At 45.7% G+C, this 17,502-nt stretch carries 12 protein-coding genes; 9 read left to right on the top strand and 3 right to left on the bottom strand.

Features of this window, described 5'->3' with window-relative positions; genetic code table 11:
• Positions 1-3 precede the first annotated feature (3 nt).
• The 9 genes from OCV20_RS24250 (at position 4) to rlmJ (ending at position 14,007) form a co-directional block, all read left to right on the top strand.
• Positions 4-1,296, top strand: a complete 1,293-nt coding sequence (locus tag OCV20_RS24250) for a hypothetical protein (protein ID WP_086773997.1) — start codon at positions 4-6, stop codon at positions 1,294-1,296.
• The gene (locus tag OCV20_RS24245; protein ID WP_086773996.1) at positions 1,296-2,330 is read left to right on the top strand and encodes a sensor histidine kinase; all 1,035 of its coding nucleotides are present in this window, start codon (positions 1,296-1,298) and stop codon (positions 2,328-2,330) included. The genes OCV20_RS24250 and OCV20_RS24245 overlap by 1 nt, the downstream gene beginning before the upstream one ends.
• A 72-nt stretch (positions 2,331-2,402) precedes the next feature.
• A complete protein-coding gene (locus OCV20_RS24240; protein ID WP_086773995.1) occupies positions 2,403-3,251 on the top strand; it encodes a LytR/AlgR family response regulator transcription factor in 849 nt (282 codons plus the stop codon).
• A gap of 175 nt (positions 3,252-3,426) precedes the next feature.
• Positions 3,427-6,189, top strand: a complete 2,763-nt coding sequence (locus OCV20_RS24235) for a M16 family metallopeptidase (RefSeq protein ID WP_086773994.1) — start codon at positions 3,427-3,429, stop codon at positions 6,187-6,189.
• Positions 6,190-6,485: 296 nt separating this feature from the next.
• Entirely contained in the window at positions 6,486-9,254 is a 2,769-nt protein-coding gene (locus OCV20_RS24230) for a M16 family metallopeptidase (RefSeq protein WP_086773993.1), read from the top strand.
• Positions 9,255-9,546: 292 nt separating this feature from the next.
• On the top strand, positions 9,547-10,011 hold the full coding sequence (locus tag OCV20_RS24225) for a hypothetical protein (protein WP_029235281.1): 465 nt from the start codon (positions 9,547-9,549) through the stop codon (positions 10,009-10,011).
• 173 nt (positions 10,012-10,184) lie between these two features.
• Positions 10,185-11,984, top strand: coding sequence for a protein translocase subunit SecD (gene secD, locus OCV20_RS24220; protein ID WP_086773992.1), 1,800 nt, complete (start codon positions 10,185-10,187; stop codon positions 11,982-11,984).
• Positions 11,985-11,986: 2 nt separating this feature from the next.
• Entirely contained in the window at positions 11,987-12,940 is a 954-nt protein-coding gene (gene secF, locus OCV20_RS24215) for a protein translocase subunit SecF (RefSeq protein WP_086773991.1), read from the top strand.
• A 200-nt stretch (positions 12,941-13,140) separates the two neighbouring features.
• Entirely contained in the window at positions 13,141-14,007 is an 867-nt protein-coding gene (gene rlmJ / locus OCV20_RS24210; RefSeq protein WP_086773990.1) for a 23S rRNA (adenine(2030)-N(6))-methyltransferase RlmJ, read from the top strand.
• Between the two features lie 286 nt (positions 14,008-14,293).
• On the opposite strand, the gene OCV20_RS24205 is transcribed toward rlmJ, so the two are convergent.
• From OCV20_RS24205 to OCV20_RS24195, 3 genes are all read right to left on the bottom strand, one after another.
• Positions 14,294-15,382, bottom strand: coding sequence for an alkene reductase (locus tag OCV20_RS24205; protein WP_086773989.1), 1,089 nt, complete (start codon positions 15,380-15,382; stop codon positions 14,294-14,296).
• Positions 15,383-15,441: 59 nt separating this feature from the next.
• Positions 15,442-16,650: an MFS transporter gene (locus tag OCV20_RS24200; protein ID WP_086774005.1), complete on the bottom strand. Its 1,209-nt coding sequence runs from the start codon at positions 16,648-16,650 to the stop codon at positions 15,442-15,444.
• Between the two features lie 97 nt (positions 16,651-16,747).
• Positions 16,748-17,431, bottom strand: a complete 684-nt coding sequence (locus tag OCV20_RS24195; RefSeq protein WP_048610237.1) for an SDR family oxidoreductase — start codon at positions 17,429-17,431, stop codon at positions 16,748-16,750.
• Positions 17,432-17,502 lie beyond the last annotated feature (71 nt).

The following is a 17,502-nucleotide window of genomic DNA, read 5'->3' as shown; positions in this document are numbered from 1 at the left end:
GTCATGAAAGCTTCCAATCGCCGATTTCACATCAAGTCTTCAATCGCTACTTTGCTTGCCTTGTCTTGTGTGAGTCACACGATTCAAGCGGACGACCTGAGCTTAGCGTGGGATTGGCAACTGAGCGCTGAGTCGGTTGAATCGCGAGAGTCGCCATTTAGCCTTTTACCATCTGATCATCGTCAGTCTTTGAATGGCCTGTTGGATCTTGAGGTTGGATATGGCAATTGGCTTGGTCTGCTTGCGGTGAAAGCCAATGATATTCTGAGCAATAACCCTCAACAACAAGACGTGAGCTTTGAATCTGAATTTATTGTGCGTGAGTTGTTCTGGCAAGGTGGTGTCGAGCTGTCCAATTCACTCGTTGGTAATCACTATCTTGATGTCACTCTCGGCAAGGTTCGCCTCGATTGGGGCGTAGGCTATGGCTATCGACCTTTAGACATCATCAAGCCTTATCGACAAAATCCAGTGGGCATTGTCGCAGAAGAGGGCGCAGGTGTTGCCTCGGCGTCACTGTTCGATATGACGGGCGAGTGGACACTGCTTTACAGCGATTCGTCATGGACTTCCCAAGACGTAAATGAATTCGAAAAGCAGAATCAGCAACAAGGCTTTGGGATACGTCGTTACAATCTGATTGGCGACCACGAATATCAATGGGTCGCCTATTACGACGATGTGCGCCACGGTTTACTTGGGGCGAGTTTAGTGTCGGTGTTGAATCTCGCGTGGGAGTTTCATGGCTCGATGGTCTATCAACGACAAAGCCTTGGCTACAGTCAGCCGGACTCAATGCTTAAACCGGTTTATCTTGAAGAGCAGGGCGAGGCTTATCAAGCGTTAGCAGGACTCACCTGGGCCAATGACACGGGCCATAATGTGGTGTTGGAATATTGGTTTGATAGCCGCGCTTGGAGCAATTCTGAATGGCAAAGCGCGCTAGAAAGTGCAGAGTCTTTGTCGGTCAATGCGACGGCAGCATCACTGGCCGGTTCTTATGCGCAAGGCTATCAGCACGCTAATTTGGTTCAACACAACATCATGTTTCACTGGTCTCTGGATTCGACACATGGCTGGCTTGAAGATATCACGCCAACATTCGATGTCATGTTATCTCCACAAGATGGCGGTTTTATTGCGACTCAGTGGCTCAACTATCAGGCTTTAGATAATGGCAATTCATCGTTGGATTTGGAACTTGCTGCACGCTTTCTAGGCGGTAAAAGTGATTCTGCTTACGCCAACTTACCCGATAGTCATATGATTCTCTTAAATATCAAAGGACGATTTTAATGGACACTTCTTCAAACAGTCGATTTTCATGGATTAAGAGTTTCGCGTTCACCACGCTATTTTGTGTTCTTATTGCGATTACAACCCATACGATTTGGGGCGGCGGATTAACGGTTAACCTGGCAATCAGTTTTGGCTTTGGTTACAGCGCCGTAGGTTCTTCTTTCATCTTGGTGAAGTTGTTTAAGAGGACATCCCGAACGCTTGAAGTGGGTATCTCAATGGTGTTCGCGATGACTTTTGGTACCTTGAACGCCCACTATTGGTTGAACGGATATTTCGGGGCCAATATCTCGGACCTTAAATCCGTAGTCTTGCTCGGTGTGATCTTCTGTTCGGTTTGCTATTACTATTTCTACACACGAGAGCAGCAGTTACGTGCCGATAACGAATTGGAAGTGGCCAAGCGTCGTCAGGCCGACCAAGAAAAGGTGGTGGTGCTGAGTCAGCTTAAGCAACTGCAAAGCCAAATTGAACCGCACTTCTTGTTCAACACGCTTGCGACCATCAATGTATTGATTGAGAGTGACAGCGCGAAAGCCAAGTTGATGCTCGAAAAACTGACTGACTTGCTGCGTGTGACTTTGAAAAACAGCCGCACCGAGCAATCGACCATCGCACAAGAGGTCGACTTGTTAGACGCTTATCTTAATATCCAGAAGATACGTTTGGGTGAGCGCTTAACGTTTTCGATTGAAACACACGAGATTAGTGATTTGCAGGTGATTCCACCGTTCTTGATTCAACCCTTGGTCGAGAATGCACTCACGCATGGCATCGAGCCCAAAGCCGTTGGTGGCCAAGTGAATATTCGTATTACTCAACAAGCACTGCAGCTAAAAATTGAAGTGGCTGATAATGGCGCTGGGTTGAAAACGCCTTCTGCGAATACGGGGCACGGTGTTGGGTTGAGCAATATTCGTCAAAGAATCGAAACCCTGTATGGTGATAAGGCGAGCCTAACGATTACTGAACAAGCTAAAGGCGGTGTAGTCTCGACGATCTTGTTACCGCTGACTGACGCAGCTGCCTAGAATTACAGATCAGAAAACACAGAACAGTGACGCAAAACAGACGATTTACAGTGTGAATTTAAAGGAAAAATAATGATCAACTCAAGACTAAAGCCCAGCGTGACGGCAATTATTGCAGACGATGAAGCACTGTTAAGACATCACTTGGATAAGAGTCTTGCTGAGGTTTGGCCGGAACTCGAGATCGTCAGCAAGGCACAAAACGGTTTGGAGGCCATGCAAAGTATTCAGCAACTTAAGCCCGATGTGGCTTTTCTAGATATTCGTATGCCAGAGCTGGATGGTATCTCGCTGGCGAAACAACTCAACAAGTTAGATTCGCCGCCATTGATTGTGTTTATTACGGCTTATGACGAATACGCGGTCAAAGCTTTTGAGCATAATGCGATGGATTACCTGCTGAAGCCAATCAATGAAGAGCGTCTACTTGCTACTTGTCAGAAGGTGCAAGCGCGTTTGTCGAGCAACCAAACGCAAACAGGTAGTACTCCGGAACAGCCCGATATCACAGCGTTAATGGCTCAGCTTCAACAACTATCCCAATCGACGTCACAGCAAACGCAGCCTCCTTATCAACCGCAGCAAAAGCACCTCACATGGCTCAAAGCCAGTGTCGGAGAAGACATCCACCTTATCGCCGTCGATGATGTCGCTTACTTCAAAGCGGAAGACAAGTACGTGTCTATATTTAAGAAGGGCCAAGGCGGTTCGCTAGAGGAGTATATCCTTCGCGTATCATTAAAAGAGCTGATTGCGCAGCTTAACCCGGATGAGTTTTGGCAGATCCACCGCTCAGTGGTGGTGAAAGTCTCCGCCATTGATAAGGTGAAGAAAGGACTCTCCGGTCAGATGTCGGCGTATGTGTCAGGGGAAAAGCTACCGATCAGCCGTGCCTCGCAAGTGCTCTTTAAAGGGATGTAGCGAACAAATAAAAGGCGCTACATATCGGCTTTATAATTCATTTATGTAATTTATAAATTAAACACTTTCATACTTATATCGAGTGACTCTAAAATTTTAGTCGTTTGATTTAATGGCGAATTATTATACTTTTGCGATCGGATATATTGGAGGAAAGCCCTTCAAAGAGATCGTTATGAAAGCATACTATTTAGTCGTCGTATTGAGCTCCACATTGCTAGGTTGCAGTTCTACTCCTCATCAACAAACGTTATTGAAATCCGATCCATATTGGGTCACAGGTGAATTAGATAACGGTTTAACCTACCATGTTTACCCTGACCGAGAACAACCAGTATCGGTACGCTTACTTGTGCATGCCGGCTCTTTTCAAGAGAGCGATCAACAAAAAGGTTATGCCCATTTTGTTGAGCACATGGCGTTTAATGGCAGCAAAAATTTTTCAGGGAATGATGTAGTAGAGTTATTTGAGCAATCTGGTGCTAGCTTTGGCGCTGACTTAAATGCTTATACCTCTTATCAAGAAACCCTCTATAAGTTAGATCTACCCGACAACAAGAATCTAGATCAAGCGTTGGCATGGTTTAGAGATATTGGCGATGGTTTACTGCTGTCCGGAGCTGAGATCGAAAAAGAGAAAGGAGTGATATTAGGGGAATTTCGACACACACGAGTTGAAGATAAGCCTCTCTCATTTAAATTCTACGATCATATGGTTGAAGGCACGAATTACCAAACCAACGATCCCATTGGCAATAAAGAATCCGTTTCTAATGCGAATGTTCAAGAGTTAAATAACTATTACCAAACCTGGTATCAACCTCAGTTAACCGAGGTGATTGTCTCTGGTGATATCACTCTGGCAGAAGTGATCCCTTTGATTGAAGATACTTTCTCTGATTGGCAAAGAGGCACAACACCGGTTCCCGTGAAGAACACGTCAGCGGATTACAATACTCAAGATTTTGTGGCGTATGGAGCTGGGAGCGAGCCACCGAGCATCGGGATAGTGATTGAGCGTGGGCAAAGAGTGACAAAGAGCCATGAGCAACAACATCAGCTTTGGCTAGATGATATTGCTCAACAACTCATCCAGCAAAGGTTGAATTCAGATTTTGTTGACGCTGCATTGCCAGTGCAATGGGTTGCTTCGACTCCCTATTTCTTAGAGTACCAAAGGTATTCCATTACTACGGTTGGCTTTCCTATCGATAGTCGAGAGCAAAGCCAGCAGCAGTTTATCTCTACTCTCGCCTCATTGCGTGATCATGGTGTGAGCGAATATGAATTTACGAGTGTGATACAGCAATACCAAGCGAACCTTGATGACATTCAAGCTAACTGGGAGAGAATGGATGCAGTAGCTCATGCTGACGGCAAGTCGACGGCACTGGTGATTAACCAAACGGTTCAATCACAGCTTGATTATAAGTCGAGCTTGAAAGAGTTTCTTTCGAGCACGGATCTGGAAGCCGTAAATGATAATTTAGATGATTTACTTTCTAGCCCATATATTTTGGGATTAGGCTTATCGTCTAAAGAAGACTTGCAGGCAATGAATAACGAGCTAACAGGTGTCAGAAAAGCCTATAAAAAAACAGGCAACAGGCCATTGCTCGTTACTGCAAGCTCGGCGTTTAGTGTGCCAACGTCTCAAGGCGAAATTGTAAAACAAGTTCAGGTGAGTGACGATCCTAATTTGAAGCAGTGGACATTAAGCAACGGTATTGAAGTTTTGTATCTCCGTAACTCTGAGGCAGGTAATAGTGTCGGGGTTTACTATGCAAGTGAGGGGGGAAAAGCGGCGTTGGATCCTTCGCTGTTTCCTGCTGTAGAGATTGCCCTGCCAGCTTCGATTCGTAGTGGTGTTGGTAAATTTAGTGGTTCGGAGTTAACCGCTCACTTGAGACGCGAAGACATTGAAATCTATCCCTTCATCAACTTTACTCATCATGGCTTAGAAATAAGCGCCAAGAAAAAGACGCTTGCAGAGGGTTTAGCTGCGCTCCACACCATTGTAACCGAACCTAAAATAGACAGTGCCCAGCTTGAGGCTGTGAAGTCTGAATTTGCTCAAGATCGTACAGCATATTTAGAAACACCAGTTGGTCAGTTTATTCAGATGGTTAATCGCAATAGCTATCAAACAAGCAGCCGCCACATGATGCTTGAAAGTGACGATATCAAAGCTGTCACGTCGCAAGATATACTAGATGTACAGCATCAACTCTTTCAAAAATTAAGAGACAATACATTGGTTATTGTTGCTGATATTAACCCCGCTGAAATTAAGCCTCTTGTGCGTCAATATGTTGCATCATTGCCATTAGAAGCCGCTGTGTCTCCGGATTATCAGGTGGCATATAGTACTGATTCGAAAGAACGAATGGATATATCCGTCAATAATGAAGACAGCAGTCAGTATTTATTGCGTGTGATTTCCCAGCAAGCTCGGGATAAAACCGCAAAAGATGTGTTTATGGACGACATGCTTCAGCGTGTATTGTCGAGCCGTTTAACGGCTTATGTTCGTGAAGAGTTAGGTTTGGATTATGCGCCTTATGTGTACTCGGTCGCGCAAGACAGTGAGCCTAGTTATGACTGGCTAATCGGCTCTTTAACGGCTCCAGAAAACTCAGATAAAATTGAACAGGCGATTGATAAGGTCATCGCTGAAGCGGCAAAAGGGATCTCTGAAGATGAGACTCGCACAGCGGCTAAACAGCTAGTAGCAGACCTCACTCCACTAAAATATAAGCCCACTCAACAAGCTTGGTTTATTTCTCGTTATTTGATTCATGATTATGGTTTTGAGGCGTTGTTCGACCTACAGGGAACGGCTGACTCAATTTCTAGCAAAGACATGACAGAGTACGCTGAAGAAATTTTTGGTGATAACAGCTATCAATTGAAGAACTTGTTAAGACCACAAGGGTAAGTCTATTGAGGTAAGTGGTTTTTCATGAAAGCCGCTTCTACTCTCTATATGTGGATTCACTTAGAAGCCAAATGTTCAAGCATTTGGCTTTTTATTGCGCTGATAAGCAAGTCTAAAATCGATGTAATAGGCTCTTATCAAAACCCTGCTTTAAATGAGCACCGGTGATCTTACATAACGATTGGTGATTTATAAAATAAAGATCCAGATCACAAAGGTAATCATCCGGTTCAATATTAAATAATAATCGTTAGCTCAATCTGTATATTGTCGATGAATGACATTAAGAGGTTGTTATGAAAACATATTATTTAGCCACGGCTCTATGCCTCACCTTAGTTGGCTGTAGCTCAACATCAAAAACCATCGAAACGCCAATCCAGCCGGATCCGGCATGGACTTCAGGCCAACTCGAAAATGGCCTTACTTATCATGTTTATCCAGATCATGAAGAATCCGTATCTGTCCGTTTAGTCGTGCACGCCGGTTCGATTCAAGAGACTGACCAGCAAGAAGGCTACGCGCACTTTTTGGAACACATGGCATTCAATGGCAGTAAGAATTTCTCTCAAAATGATGTGATTCGTCTATTCGAAGACGCAGGCGCTAGCTTTGGTGCTGATATTAATGCCTACACCTCTTATGAAGAGACGGTCTACCAGTTAGATTTGCCAGATAACATCCAATTGCAGTCTGCTTTGACGTGGATGCGTGACATTGGTGATGGCCTGGATCTATCAAGTTCAGAAGTCGAAAAAGAAAAAGGCGTGGTTCTTGGTGAGTTCCGTATGGCTCGCCTCGATGATAAGTCATTCGGAGATATATATTATGATCACTTCATTGAAGGCGGCCCGTACGAATCGCAAGATGCACTAGGGACGAAATCGTCGATTGTGAATGCCACTCCTCAAGGCATCACCAACTTTTATCTGACTTGGTATCAACCTCAAATAGTTGAGCTGGTCGTTTCTGGTGATGTGGACATCAAAACCGTGATTCCACTCATTGAAGAAAAGTTTTCTAGCTGGGAGCGTGGTGATACGCCGAGACCAGAGAAACAGAAAACGACGTCATTTAATGAAGATGATTATGTTGAGTACGCAGGAAGAGAAGCACCAAGCATCACTCTGACGTTTAACCGAGGTTTAAATAGAGTTGAAAATCATGCTCAGCAGCATCAACGCTGGTTAGATGAAACCACTCAACAATTGATTCGACAACGATTAGAAGCGGTGTTCAATGATGCTGCGCTGCCGACTCAATGGATAGCGTCTGATGGCTATCAGATGGGCGCTCTGCACTATTCATCAATAAGTGTTGGGTTTCCGGCTGGAGACCGTGAAGTTATCCAACAAGATCTGCTTTCTACATTGGCGTCATTGCGTGATTTTGGTGTTTCGGAAGCGGACATTGTAGGCGAACAGCATTACTACCAAGACTTGCTGGATAATATCGAGCGTGACTGGGATAAAATGGACAGCGTTGAACACGCGAACTACAAAGCGAGTGCGTTAGTCACTGAGCGAATTGTCCAATCACAGAAAGACTATCAAGTCAGCTTGGAAGCTTTCATCGCTAACTTGAGCCTTGAAGTGATTAACGACAACATCAAGAATCTACTTTCTGATGATTACTTTATTGTTATTGGGATGGACGACTCTGAAGACAGAACAGCGGTCATCAACTCTCTCGATAATTTAAAAGCCACGTATAGCGAGACGGGAGTTCCGCCGCTTGCGCTTGGAACAGCCAGTGCTTTTGCTGTACCTAGCTCGCAAGGAGAGGTTGTACTTGCTGAACAAATGTCTGTCGACCCATACATCCAAAAATGGACGTTAAGCAATGGTATCGACATGTGGTACCTGCGTGATTATGTGGCTGGTGATGATGTTGGGGTGATGTACATGAGCCTCGGCGGAAAAGCCGCTTTGGATCCGAGCTTGTACCCGGCAGTTGAGGTTGCGTTACCTACCTTCGCTCGAAGCGGTGTCGGTGAGTTTACGGGCTCTGAGCTTTTAGCGTACTTTGATCGTGAAAATATTCGCGCCGATTCTTTCATTGGTAATACTCGTCATGGTATTGAATTTAATATCAATAAAGACGGACTTAAAGATACGTTTGCTGCGCTTTATACCTTCATAACTGCGCCTAAAATTGTTCCCGAGCAGTTAGAGGCAGTGAAACAGGAGTTTGTACAAGGTCAAGAATCTTTCTTGAGCAGCCCTGTTGGTCAGTTTGAACGAGCGGTAAACCATAATATTTATCGTCAGGAAAGTGGTCATTATCTTGTAGATAAAGAACGCGTTGAAGCGGTTTCTGTGGAAGATGTCGCTAATCTTCATCAGCAGCTGTTTGGTCAAATGAGAGATAACCAATTGGTGGTCGTGGGTGACATCGATCCAAGTGAATTAAAGCCTTTGGTTGAGCAATACCTGGCTTCTATTCCATTAGACAAAGCCGAGGTTCCGGACTTTAAGGTGGCTTACAAGCAGCCATCTGAATCACGCGTTGATTTAGCGATCAACAATGTGAATAGTGCAGAGTACATCCTAAGAGTTATCTCTGAGCCTAGTATTGAAGTTAAAGTGTCGGCAAAAGATATCTTCACGGAAAACTTGCTAGAACGACTGCTGGCAACTCGCTTAGATGCTTATATTCGTGAAGAGTTGAGTTTAGATTACTCGCCATATACGTATTCAGCATCCGCAGATAGTGAGCTGAGTGGTGAGTGGGTTATCGGGGCGATGGTAGCGCCGGAGAACGTTGACCAAGTCGAAGTGGCGATCGATAAAGTGATTGCAGACCTTTTACAAGGCGTCTCTGAAAAGGAAATGCACGCAGTCGTGAAACAGTTTGAAGCGGACTTCACACCTCTCGAGATGAGCTCTATTGACCAAGCATGGTACCTGTCTCGTTATTTACTTCATGGTTATGATATCGAAGCTTTGTCTCAAGTTGAGCGAGTGGCGAGATCGATCACTGCGGAAGACATGAATCAACTTGTCCAACGCATCTTTGGTGAAAATAGCCGTAAGGTTAAGAACATCATGCGTCCTAAAGCTTAAAGCCTAAAGCCTAAAGCTTGAAACCAACAGAAAGAGACAACTCAAAGCCAAGCGAGCACCGCTTGGCTTTCTTGTTTTTCCACCATTCATAACGTCTATGCATCACCTGCTGTTAAGCCATTTTAGATCTATGTAAATCTAAATTTCGAGAACGCTTAATCGGTTGCATCGTATCATTTTCTAAAAAAATGTTTTAAATCAAGACAGCGTTTCATTTGTATTGTAGATTGACGATCTACGAGAATGTTGTTTGGATATTAGATTGCTTAAACTGGGTACCCGATTAGTCTTAATGTTGTTTTTACTGAGCTTTGGCTTAGTGAATTCTAACGGCTATTCGTTTCCTTCTAAGCCATTTCAAATATACTCGGCTCAAGAGCAATCTTCACAGAATGATCTTTGTAAACAAGCTGATACGGATAATCCGTCGAGCTACTTAGAGTGCGACAAGGCTCAGTTTGGCACCGTGCCTTCTGGTGACAGTTCCAACTATCACGACACCGAATCAAGCCTTCAAGCAGCAAACTTCAGACGTATGCTCAGTAACGAGCAAGAAAGCGTGGCCGATCTTGAGCCTGCTTATCATCTACTGATCGACTTCTCTCCCCCTTCATTACTGGCTTCTTTGCTTTTCAACACACCGCTGTTGGATTCCAAGCAGCACTGGACCAGCATTGTGAGTTCTCCGTCCTCCCGGCTTGCTGGGTGGAAAGAGGGCAACATCCAATACTCGCATTTCCGAGAACTTCTTAGCTAATCGTTTGACCCTAAATTGGTCGTATCGATGGTCACTTGTGCCCGTTGAACTCGCCAGTTAATCAAAACAAACATAGCGACATCAGCTTTAGCATCACTATCTTTCAATCAGCTTGTTCTGGTTGTGATTAGCCATTGCTCGTGTTCGCAAAATATTAGTTCAAAGAAGAGATCTTGACTGTGAAAAAACGCATTCAAAGAAAACAAATAAACCACTACTCAAAGTGGAAATACGTGGTGCTTATCGCCACTATCATCATCATGGTTCTGAGTGCTTTACCTTCTTGGTATGGCGAGAATGCATCGGTTCAAATTAACAATCGTTCTGAACAGACCATCGATGCGAGTCAAATTACCCAATATCTTGCGAGCGAAGGCATCCAAGCTAAATCGGCATTTCAAAAAGACCAACGTTTAGTCGTGATCTTGGAAGACGCAGAACAACAAGCGAAGGCAAAAGAGGTGCTGAATGAGCGCCTATTGGACAACGCGACGGTTGCACTAGCGATGGAGCCAGCAGCTCCGAAATGGTTGACTGACATGGGCTTCGCACCGATTCAGTTAGGCCTTGATTTACGTGGTGGTGTTCAGTTCCTACTAGAAGTAGACATGGAACCGGTTTACCACGCACAAGCGCAATCTGTGGTCGACGAGATCACCAGCCAAGTGCGTTATGCACGCGGTAAAGTGGTGAATAACCAAGTTGAATTTAACTTCCGTACTGATGCCGATTTCGAGAAAGCACAAAAGCTGATTCGTGAAGAGTTCCCACAATGGCAACGTGACCGTTCAGATAAATCGCTAACGTTAACTCAGTCTGAAGAAGAACAAAGAACGCTACGTAACCTAACGGTTCAACAAAACCTGCAAATCATGCGCAGCCGTATTGAAGAGCTAGGCATTACTGAGGCATCGATTCAACGCCAAGGTGAAAGCCGTATCCGTATCGAATTACCGGGTGTACAAGACCCTGCAGCTGCGAAAGACGTGATTGGTGCTACGGCTTCATTAGCGTTCTACTCTGTGTACGACAACGCAACGCGCAATACTCAAACTCTGAAAGATTCAGATGGCAATCGTATCGTGGTTGCTCGCAAAGCAGTGCTGAGCGGTGAACACATTATCGATGCACGCAGTGGCATTGGTGAAATGGGCAGTGCAGAAGTCAACATCACGTTGGATTCTTCTGGTGGTAAGAAAATGTCTGAGTTTTCTCGCCATAACATCGGTAAGCCAATGGCGACCGTTTACAGCGAATACAGCCGTGACAGAGCCGGTAACAGCGAAAAAACCAGTGAAGTGATCAGTGTTGCGAACATCCAATCTCAACTGGGTAGCCGTTTCAGAATCACAGGTGCAGGCAGCATGGCAGAAGCACAAGAGCTTGCTCTACTGCTACGTGCAGGTTCATTAACAGCGCCTGTTACCATCATTGAAGAGCGTACCATTGGCCCATCTCTGGGTGCTGAAAACGTAACGAATGGCTTTGCTGCTTTGGCTCTTGGCCTTGGTCTGACTCTCACGTTTATGGCGCTATGGTACCGCCGTCTTGGTTGGGTCGCGAACTGTGCATTGGTGGTTAACATGACCACGTTGTTTGGTTTGATTGCCTTGCTACCGGGTGCGGTGTTAACTCTGCCAGGTATTGCGGGCTTGGTACTGACCGTCGGTATGGCGGTAGACACTAACGTGCTTATCTTCGAGCGTATTCGAGACAAGATGAAAGAAGGGCGTAGCTTTGCTAGCTCTATCGATCGTGGTTTCGATAGCGCATTCTCGTCAATTTTCGATGCTAACGTCACCACCATGATCGTTGCTGTGGCTCTATACACAATCGGTAATGGACCGATTCAGGGCTTCGCTCTGACACTGGGCTTAGGTCTTCTAACCAGTATGTTCACGGGCATTTTTGCTTCACGAGCGATTATCAATTTGGTTTGGGGGCGTGACCAACGCCACGATGTAAGGATTTAAGCATGAGTACTTCAAAAATGACTATTTCAGACCGCTATTTTTCAAATGGTTATATTTCGGATAAGAATATGACTCGCCTTCGTAAGGTGATGTCTGCGATATCTATTGTGCTGTTCATGAGCTCTGTGATGCTGGTGGCGGTGAAAGGTTTTAACTGGGGCTTGGACTTCACAGGCGGTGTGGTTGCCGAGGTTCAACTCTCTGAACAAGTCACCAAAGATGCGTTAAAAACAAAACTTGATACGGCTTTCCAACAAGACGTGCAAGTGGTTGGTATGGCAGAACAGGATCGCTGGACAATCCGTTACAGCCAAATGACAGACGCGCCACAGCCAAACTTAGTGGATGCTTTGTCTTCTGTAAGTGACCAAGTAAAAGTGCTTAACAGCAGCGTGGTTGGCCCTCAAGTCGGTCAAGACATGGTTGACCAAGGTGGCTTGGCGGTATTGGTGTGTTTCTTAATGATCATGCTGTACCTGAGTGTTCGTTTTGAATGGCGTTTAGCACTCGGCGCCCTTGCCGCGATCATCTATGACGTGACGCTTATCTTAGGTCTGTTCGCTTTTACTCAATTCGAGTTCAACTTGACTGTGTTAGCGGCTGTGTTGGCGATTTTGGGTTACTCGTTGAATGACTCGATCATCATTGCCGACCGTGTGCGTGAAATGCTGCGTGGTAATCCAAACGGCGATACGGATAACCTGCTTAACGAATCGGTTAAAGCGACCTTCTCACGCACCATGGTGACTTCAGGCACAACGCTAATCACCGTATCAGCACTTTGGCTACTTGGCGGTGCTGCACTACAAGGATTCGCGATTGCACTGGTTGTAGGTATTGTCAGCGGTACGTGGTCTTCAGTGTCTGTCGGTATCACACTGCCTAAGTTACTTGGCCTACAGCCTTGTCACTACCAAGTGAAAGCGCCGGTAGAAGTTGAGGGCGAGTACCCTTAAGCTCTCTATTGGTTAACTGTACGACTTAGTCAGTAACGTCAACAAGCCCTTCGTTTATAACAAAACGAGGGGCTTTATTTTTTATAAGAGTCAGACAGTTACAGAAAAGAGAGCCTATTTCAAAAAACGATGGATTGAGCAGGCAAGCCCTCATGATATGAAGTATGTTTAGATGACGTTCGTAGAAATGAGGCAAGGGAATGGAATATCGACATCAATGTCATGTAGGCGACCATGGTGATGCGCTAAAGCATCCAGTATTGAGTGCACTTGTTCAGTCATTAATGCAGCAACATTCACGTCTCAATGTTATCGACACCCACTCTGGTACAGGCTGTTATGACCTGACCACCGCTCCAAGCAATCACGCGGGTGAGTTTGCTGAAGGGGTCGGGTACTTGTGGCGAAACAAGGCTTATCTTCCTCCGGCATTCAGCTCTTTTATGTCGGTGCTGGAATACTACAATCCGAACCAACTTATCTCTCTTTATCCGGGTTCTGCAGCCATCACCTACCAACAAGGCCGCAGCCAAGATAGCTTCTATTTTTCAGACATTCAGCAAGATGAAGCCGACCTATTACAAACCAACATTGAGAAGCTGCAACGCGATCTTGACGTCTCAAGTAAGCTCACCATTACCGCGGGCGATGGCTTGAAAGCACTGCCTGACGACATAGCAAAACACGACAACCATCACCTGATTGTTATAGATCCACCCTATGAAACCGATTCTGAATATCTCGCGGTGATCGATGCCTTGGTTAAGGCGTATCAACAGTCTGAGAAGGTATCAGCCCTCATTTGGTACCCGCTTTACACGGATGACAAGAGCTCACTGATTCTGAACCACTGCGTGACAGCGGTGAAAGATGGCTTGCTACCAAGTCCGATTAAGTCGGAGCTTCGTCTTCGAGATCCCAAGGGTGATGATCGCCTGATCGGCAGTGGTTTGTTGCTGTTCAATCCGCCACAAGGCACTGCGGGAATGGTCGCAGAGACGCTCGATTATTTACACAGCCAACTCGCGACTAATGGTGAAGGTTACTGGCAAATGAGAAGCTTATAGATCTGATTTTTATGGGTTTTATGATGGTTTTCTAGACATCAATCACTAAATCACTGTTATCTATGTGGTTTAAATTGACCAAACGCTAACTTTTATCGATTGATTAATTGCAGTGAATCATTTAAAAATAGAATATCAATGCGCACAAGTGCATAATGGCTCATAAGTTAAATAATTAAACTAGATTGTGGTTTACCCCCTAAACTGCATTAGGCTCGCACTAGTCATGCGAGCCTTTCTTTTGCCTGTCGTAAAACTCAAGGCATCACTATCACTTCAAGATCCACTACAACGCTGGATAATCGATGTAGCCTTTTTCGTTGCCGCCAAATAGAGTCGTGCCGTCGAGTTGTGATAGTTCGCTGCCGTTTTGTAGGCGTGAAACGAGATCCGGGTTTGCTACGAATGGGCGACCAAATGCGACGAGGTCGGCGTAGCCTTTGCTTAGTACTTCCTCAGCGCGTTGTGGTGTGTAACTGCCAGCAACGATGATGGTGTTAGAGAACAAGGCTCTTAGTTCTATACGGAAGCTTTCAGGGATAACTGGAGCATCATCCCAATCGGCTTCTGATAAGTGCAGATAAGCGATATTACGAGCTTGCAGTTCCTTTGACGCTTCTAAAATCGTTGGCACGATGTCTGGGCAGTTCATGTCTTTGAAGGTGATGAATGGGGCCAAACGTACGCCCACTTTGTCAGCACCAATCGCTTCAATTACCGCATCCACGACTTCAATTAGAAAGCGAAGTCTATTCTCACGACTACCGCCGTAGTTGTCGGTGCGCTTGTTTGAGTTGGTTCTTAGGAACTGGTCAATCAGATAACCATTGCCGCCGTGGATCTCGACGCCGTTAAACCCTGCTTCGACCGCTTTTTTCGCTGAGTTAGCAAAATCTTGAACAACACGGTTGATGTCTGTTTGGGTCATCTCTCTTGGTTGGGTGCAATCGACCATGTTGCCGTTACCATTTTCATCAGAGATCCAAACCTGAGTTTCGATTGGTGCTAGTGCTGAAGGTGCTATCGGTAACTCGCCTTTTTGAAAGGTAGGGTGTGATACTCGGCCTACGTGCCATAGTTGGCAGAATATCGCGGCACCTTGTGCTTTAGCTGCGGTTGTTACTGACTTCCAACCTTCGATTTGTGCATCGGTGTAGACGCCGGGTGTGAATGAGTAACCTTGAGAGTCATCTGAAATTTGTGTCGCTTCAGTGATGATAAGCCCAGCACTTGCGCGTTGTTGGTAATAAGTCGCCATCATGTCGTTTGGCACGTTTCCAGGTTGGCTAGTACGAGCGCGTGTCATGGGTGCCATAACCACGCGGTTTTGCAGTTCTAGGCCTTTCAGTTCTGATGTTTCGAATAGTTTGTTCATGGTTTCTACCTTGTTTTAATGCTGTGATCTTTCTTTTTGTATTGGGGCGATAAGTCGTGTTATTTGCTTTCTGCTGGGATGAAAATAGAGTTGCTCTGTGGCTTTTCAGCTCGGTTGGCTTTGGCTATTAGCAGCAAACCAATCACTGGGACAACAACGGCCGCGAATGGAATCATGCCTGCGCCTAGTTGGCTGTCGAGAACCATGCCGCCAAGAAATCCACCAAAGGCATTGGCCAAATTAAACGCTGAGATATTCGCGGTTGCTGCTAGTTCTTGGCCTTCGCCACCGTTGTTCATCACTCGAAGTTGCATGGCTGGAACGTTGGCAAATGATGCAATACCAAAGACAAATGCCGCTGCAACGAATAGGATTTTGTTGTCTACCACGAGGCCAACCACAACCAATGAAACGATCATTGCGACTGCCCAAAACATTGAAGCTTTGCCTAGGTTTTTATCTGAAGAACGTCCGCCCAAGGTGTTACCTATGATTAAGCCGACACCCACAATCACTAAGATCCAAGTGACAGACTCTTGACCGTAACCGGTGATGTGCATAGCGATTGGCGCAAGGTATCCATAAAGCGTCATGAAGCCAGACCAAGCAAAAGCGGTGATTGCCAAGCTGATCAGCAGCATTGGGTTTTTGAACGCTAACAGCTGAGTTTTGATGTCTTTTGCTTCACTGTGACCAGTCGATTTGATTGACGTTAGAATAGAAATCATCGCAATCGTGCCAAGTGCAGCAACAGTGAAGAAGGTGGTGTGCCAGCCGAATTGCAAGCTAACCCAAGTACCAGCCGGAACCCCAAGAACGTTAGCGAGCGTTAAGCCTGCGAACATCTGACCAACCGCACGGCCTGCCATTTTTTCAGACACTAAGTTGGTCGCTACAACCGCACCGATGCCATAGAAAGGGCCTTGCACTAAGCCTGCGATAACACGACTCGCCAGCAGTAATGGATAGCTTGGCGCTAAGGCGGATAAAATGTTGCCGATGATGAACAATGCCATTAAGCCAATCAGCACCATCTTCTTATTAAAGCGCGCCAGGTAGATGGTTAAGATCGGGCCGCCGATAACGATAGCCAACGCGTAAGCACTGATAAGGTAGCCAGCTTGGCCTTCTGTGATTGAAAGTGATGTGGCGATCTGTGGAAGAATACCTGCGATAACAAACTCAGCCGTGCCGATTGCAAATGCTGCGAGTGTCAGTATCCAAACTTGGAATGGAATCTTTTCTTTATGGATAGCTTCTTGTGTCATGGCTTTTGATTTCATGATGAGTTACCTATTTAAATTCTTGTTTGTTAGGACGTTGAGATAAACGCCCTAACGATGTTCTTTGTGTCTTTGCGGGGGTTTAGCCGAGTAGAGCGCCGCCATCGATGTCGATGATTGACCCTGTTACGTATGGGTTGTTAATCGCGAATAGGTAACCCATAGCCACCTCTGAAGGCTCGCCAACCTTACCTGCGGGTAGGTTGTTTTTGGCGTTGTCGTACATGCTTGCACGAGCGGAATCGTCCATGTTTTTGTAGGCTTCGGTCATGGTTAAGCCCGGGCTGACGGCATTGACGCGAATCGGTGATAGCTCTTTCGCCAGTATTTTGGTTACGCTTTCTAGCGCGGCGTTAATGGCGGTTTTTACGTAAGTGCCAGCCACTACTTTGCGAGACAACATACCCGTCGTGAGCGTGATAGAGCCGTTTGGCGTCATGTAGCGCGCTGCATGTTTGGCTACGTTTAAGCTGCCCCAAAACTTAGTGTCAAAAGCTGTCTTAGCGTCTGCGGTTGCGACGTCTGTTACTTTTCCTGCGGGAGCGGATGAGCCAGCCGTTACGATTAAGTGGTCAAACACGCCAATCGATTCAAAGTATTCACAAATTGATTTTTCATTGCTGATATCAAGGCCTGTATGTCGGCTAGCGATGTGCACTGTGTTGTTTTCATTTCTCAATTTCATCGCGAGAGCTTTACCGATACCTGATGTGCCACCAATGATGACGAAAGTGCGTTGCTCTTGTTTAGTCGATTCGTTAGTCATGCTCTGAATTCCTGCGTTGTTCTGTTGATGTTTGCCATTATATTTATTCGATTAAATTTGATAATTGGTTA

This window comes from Vibrio coralliirubri (genome assembly GCF_024347375.1).
Classification (GTDB): domain Bacteria; phylum Pseudomonadota; class Gammaproteobacteria; order Enterobacterales; family Vibrionaceae; genus Vibrio; species Vibrio coralliirubri.
The sequence above is the reverse complement of the archived record's forward strand: the minus strand, read 5'-3'. Positions and strand labels throughout refer to the sequence as shown.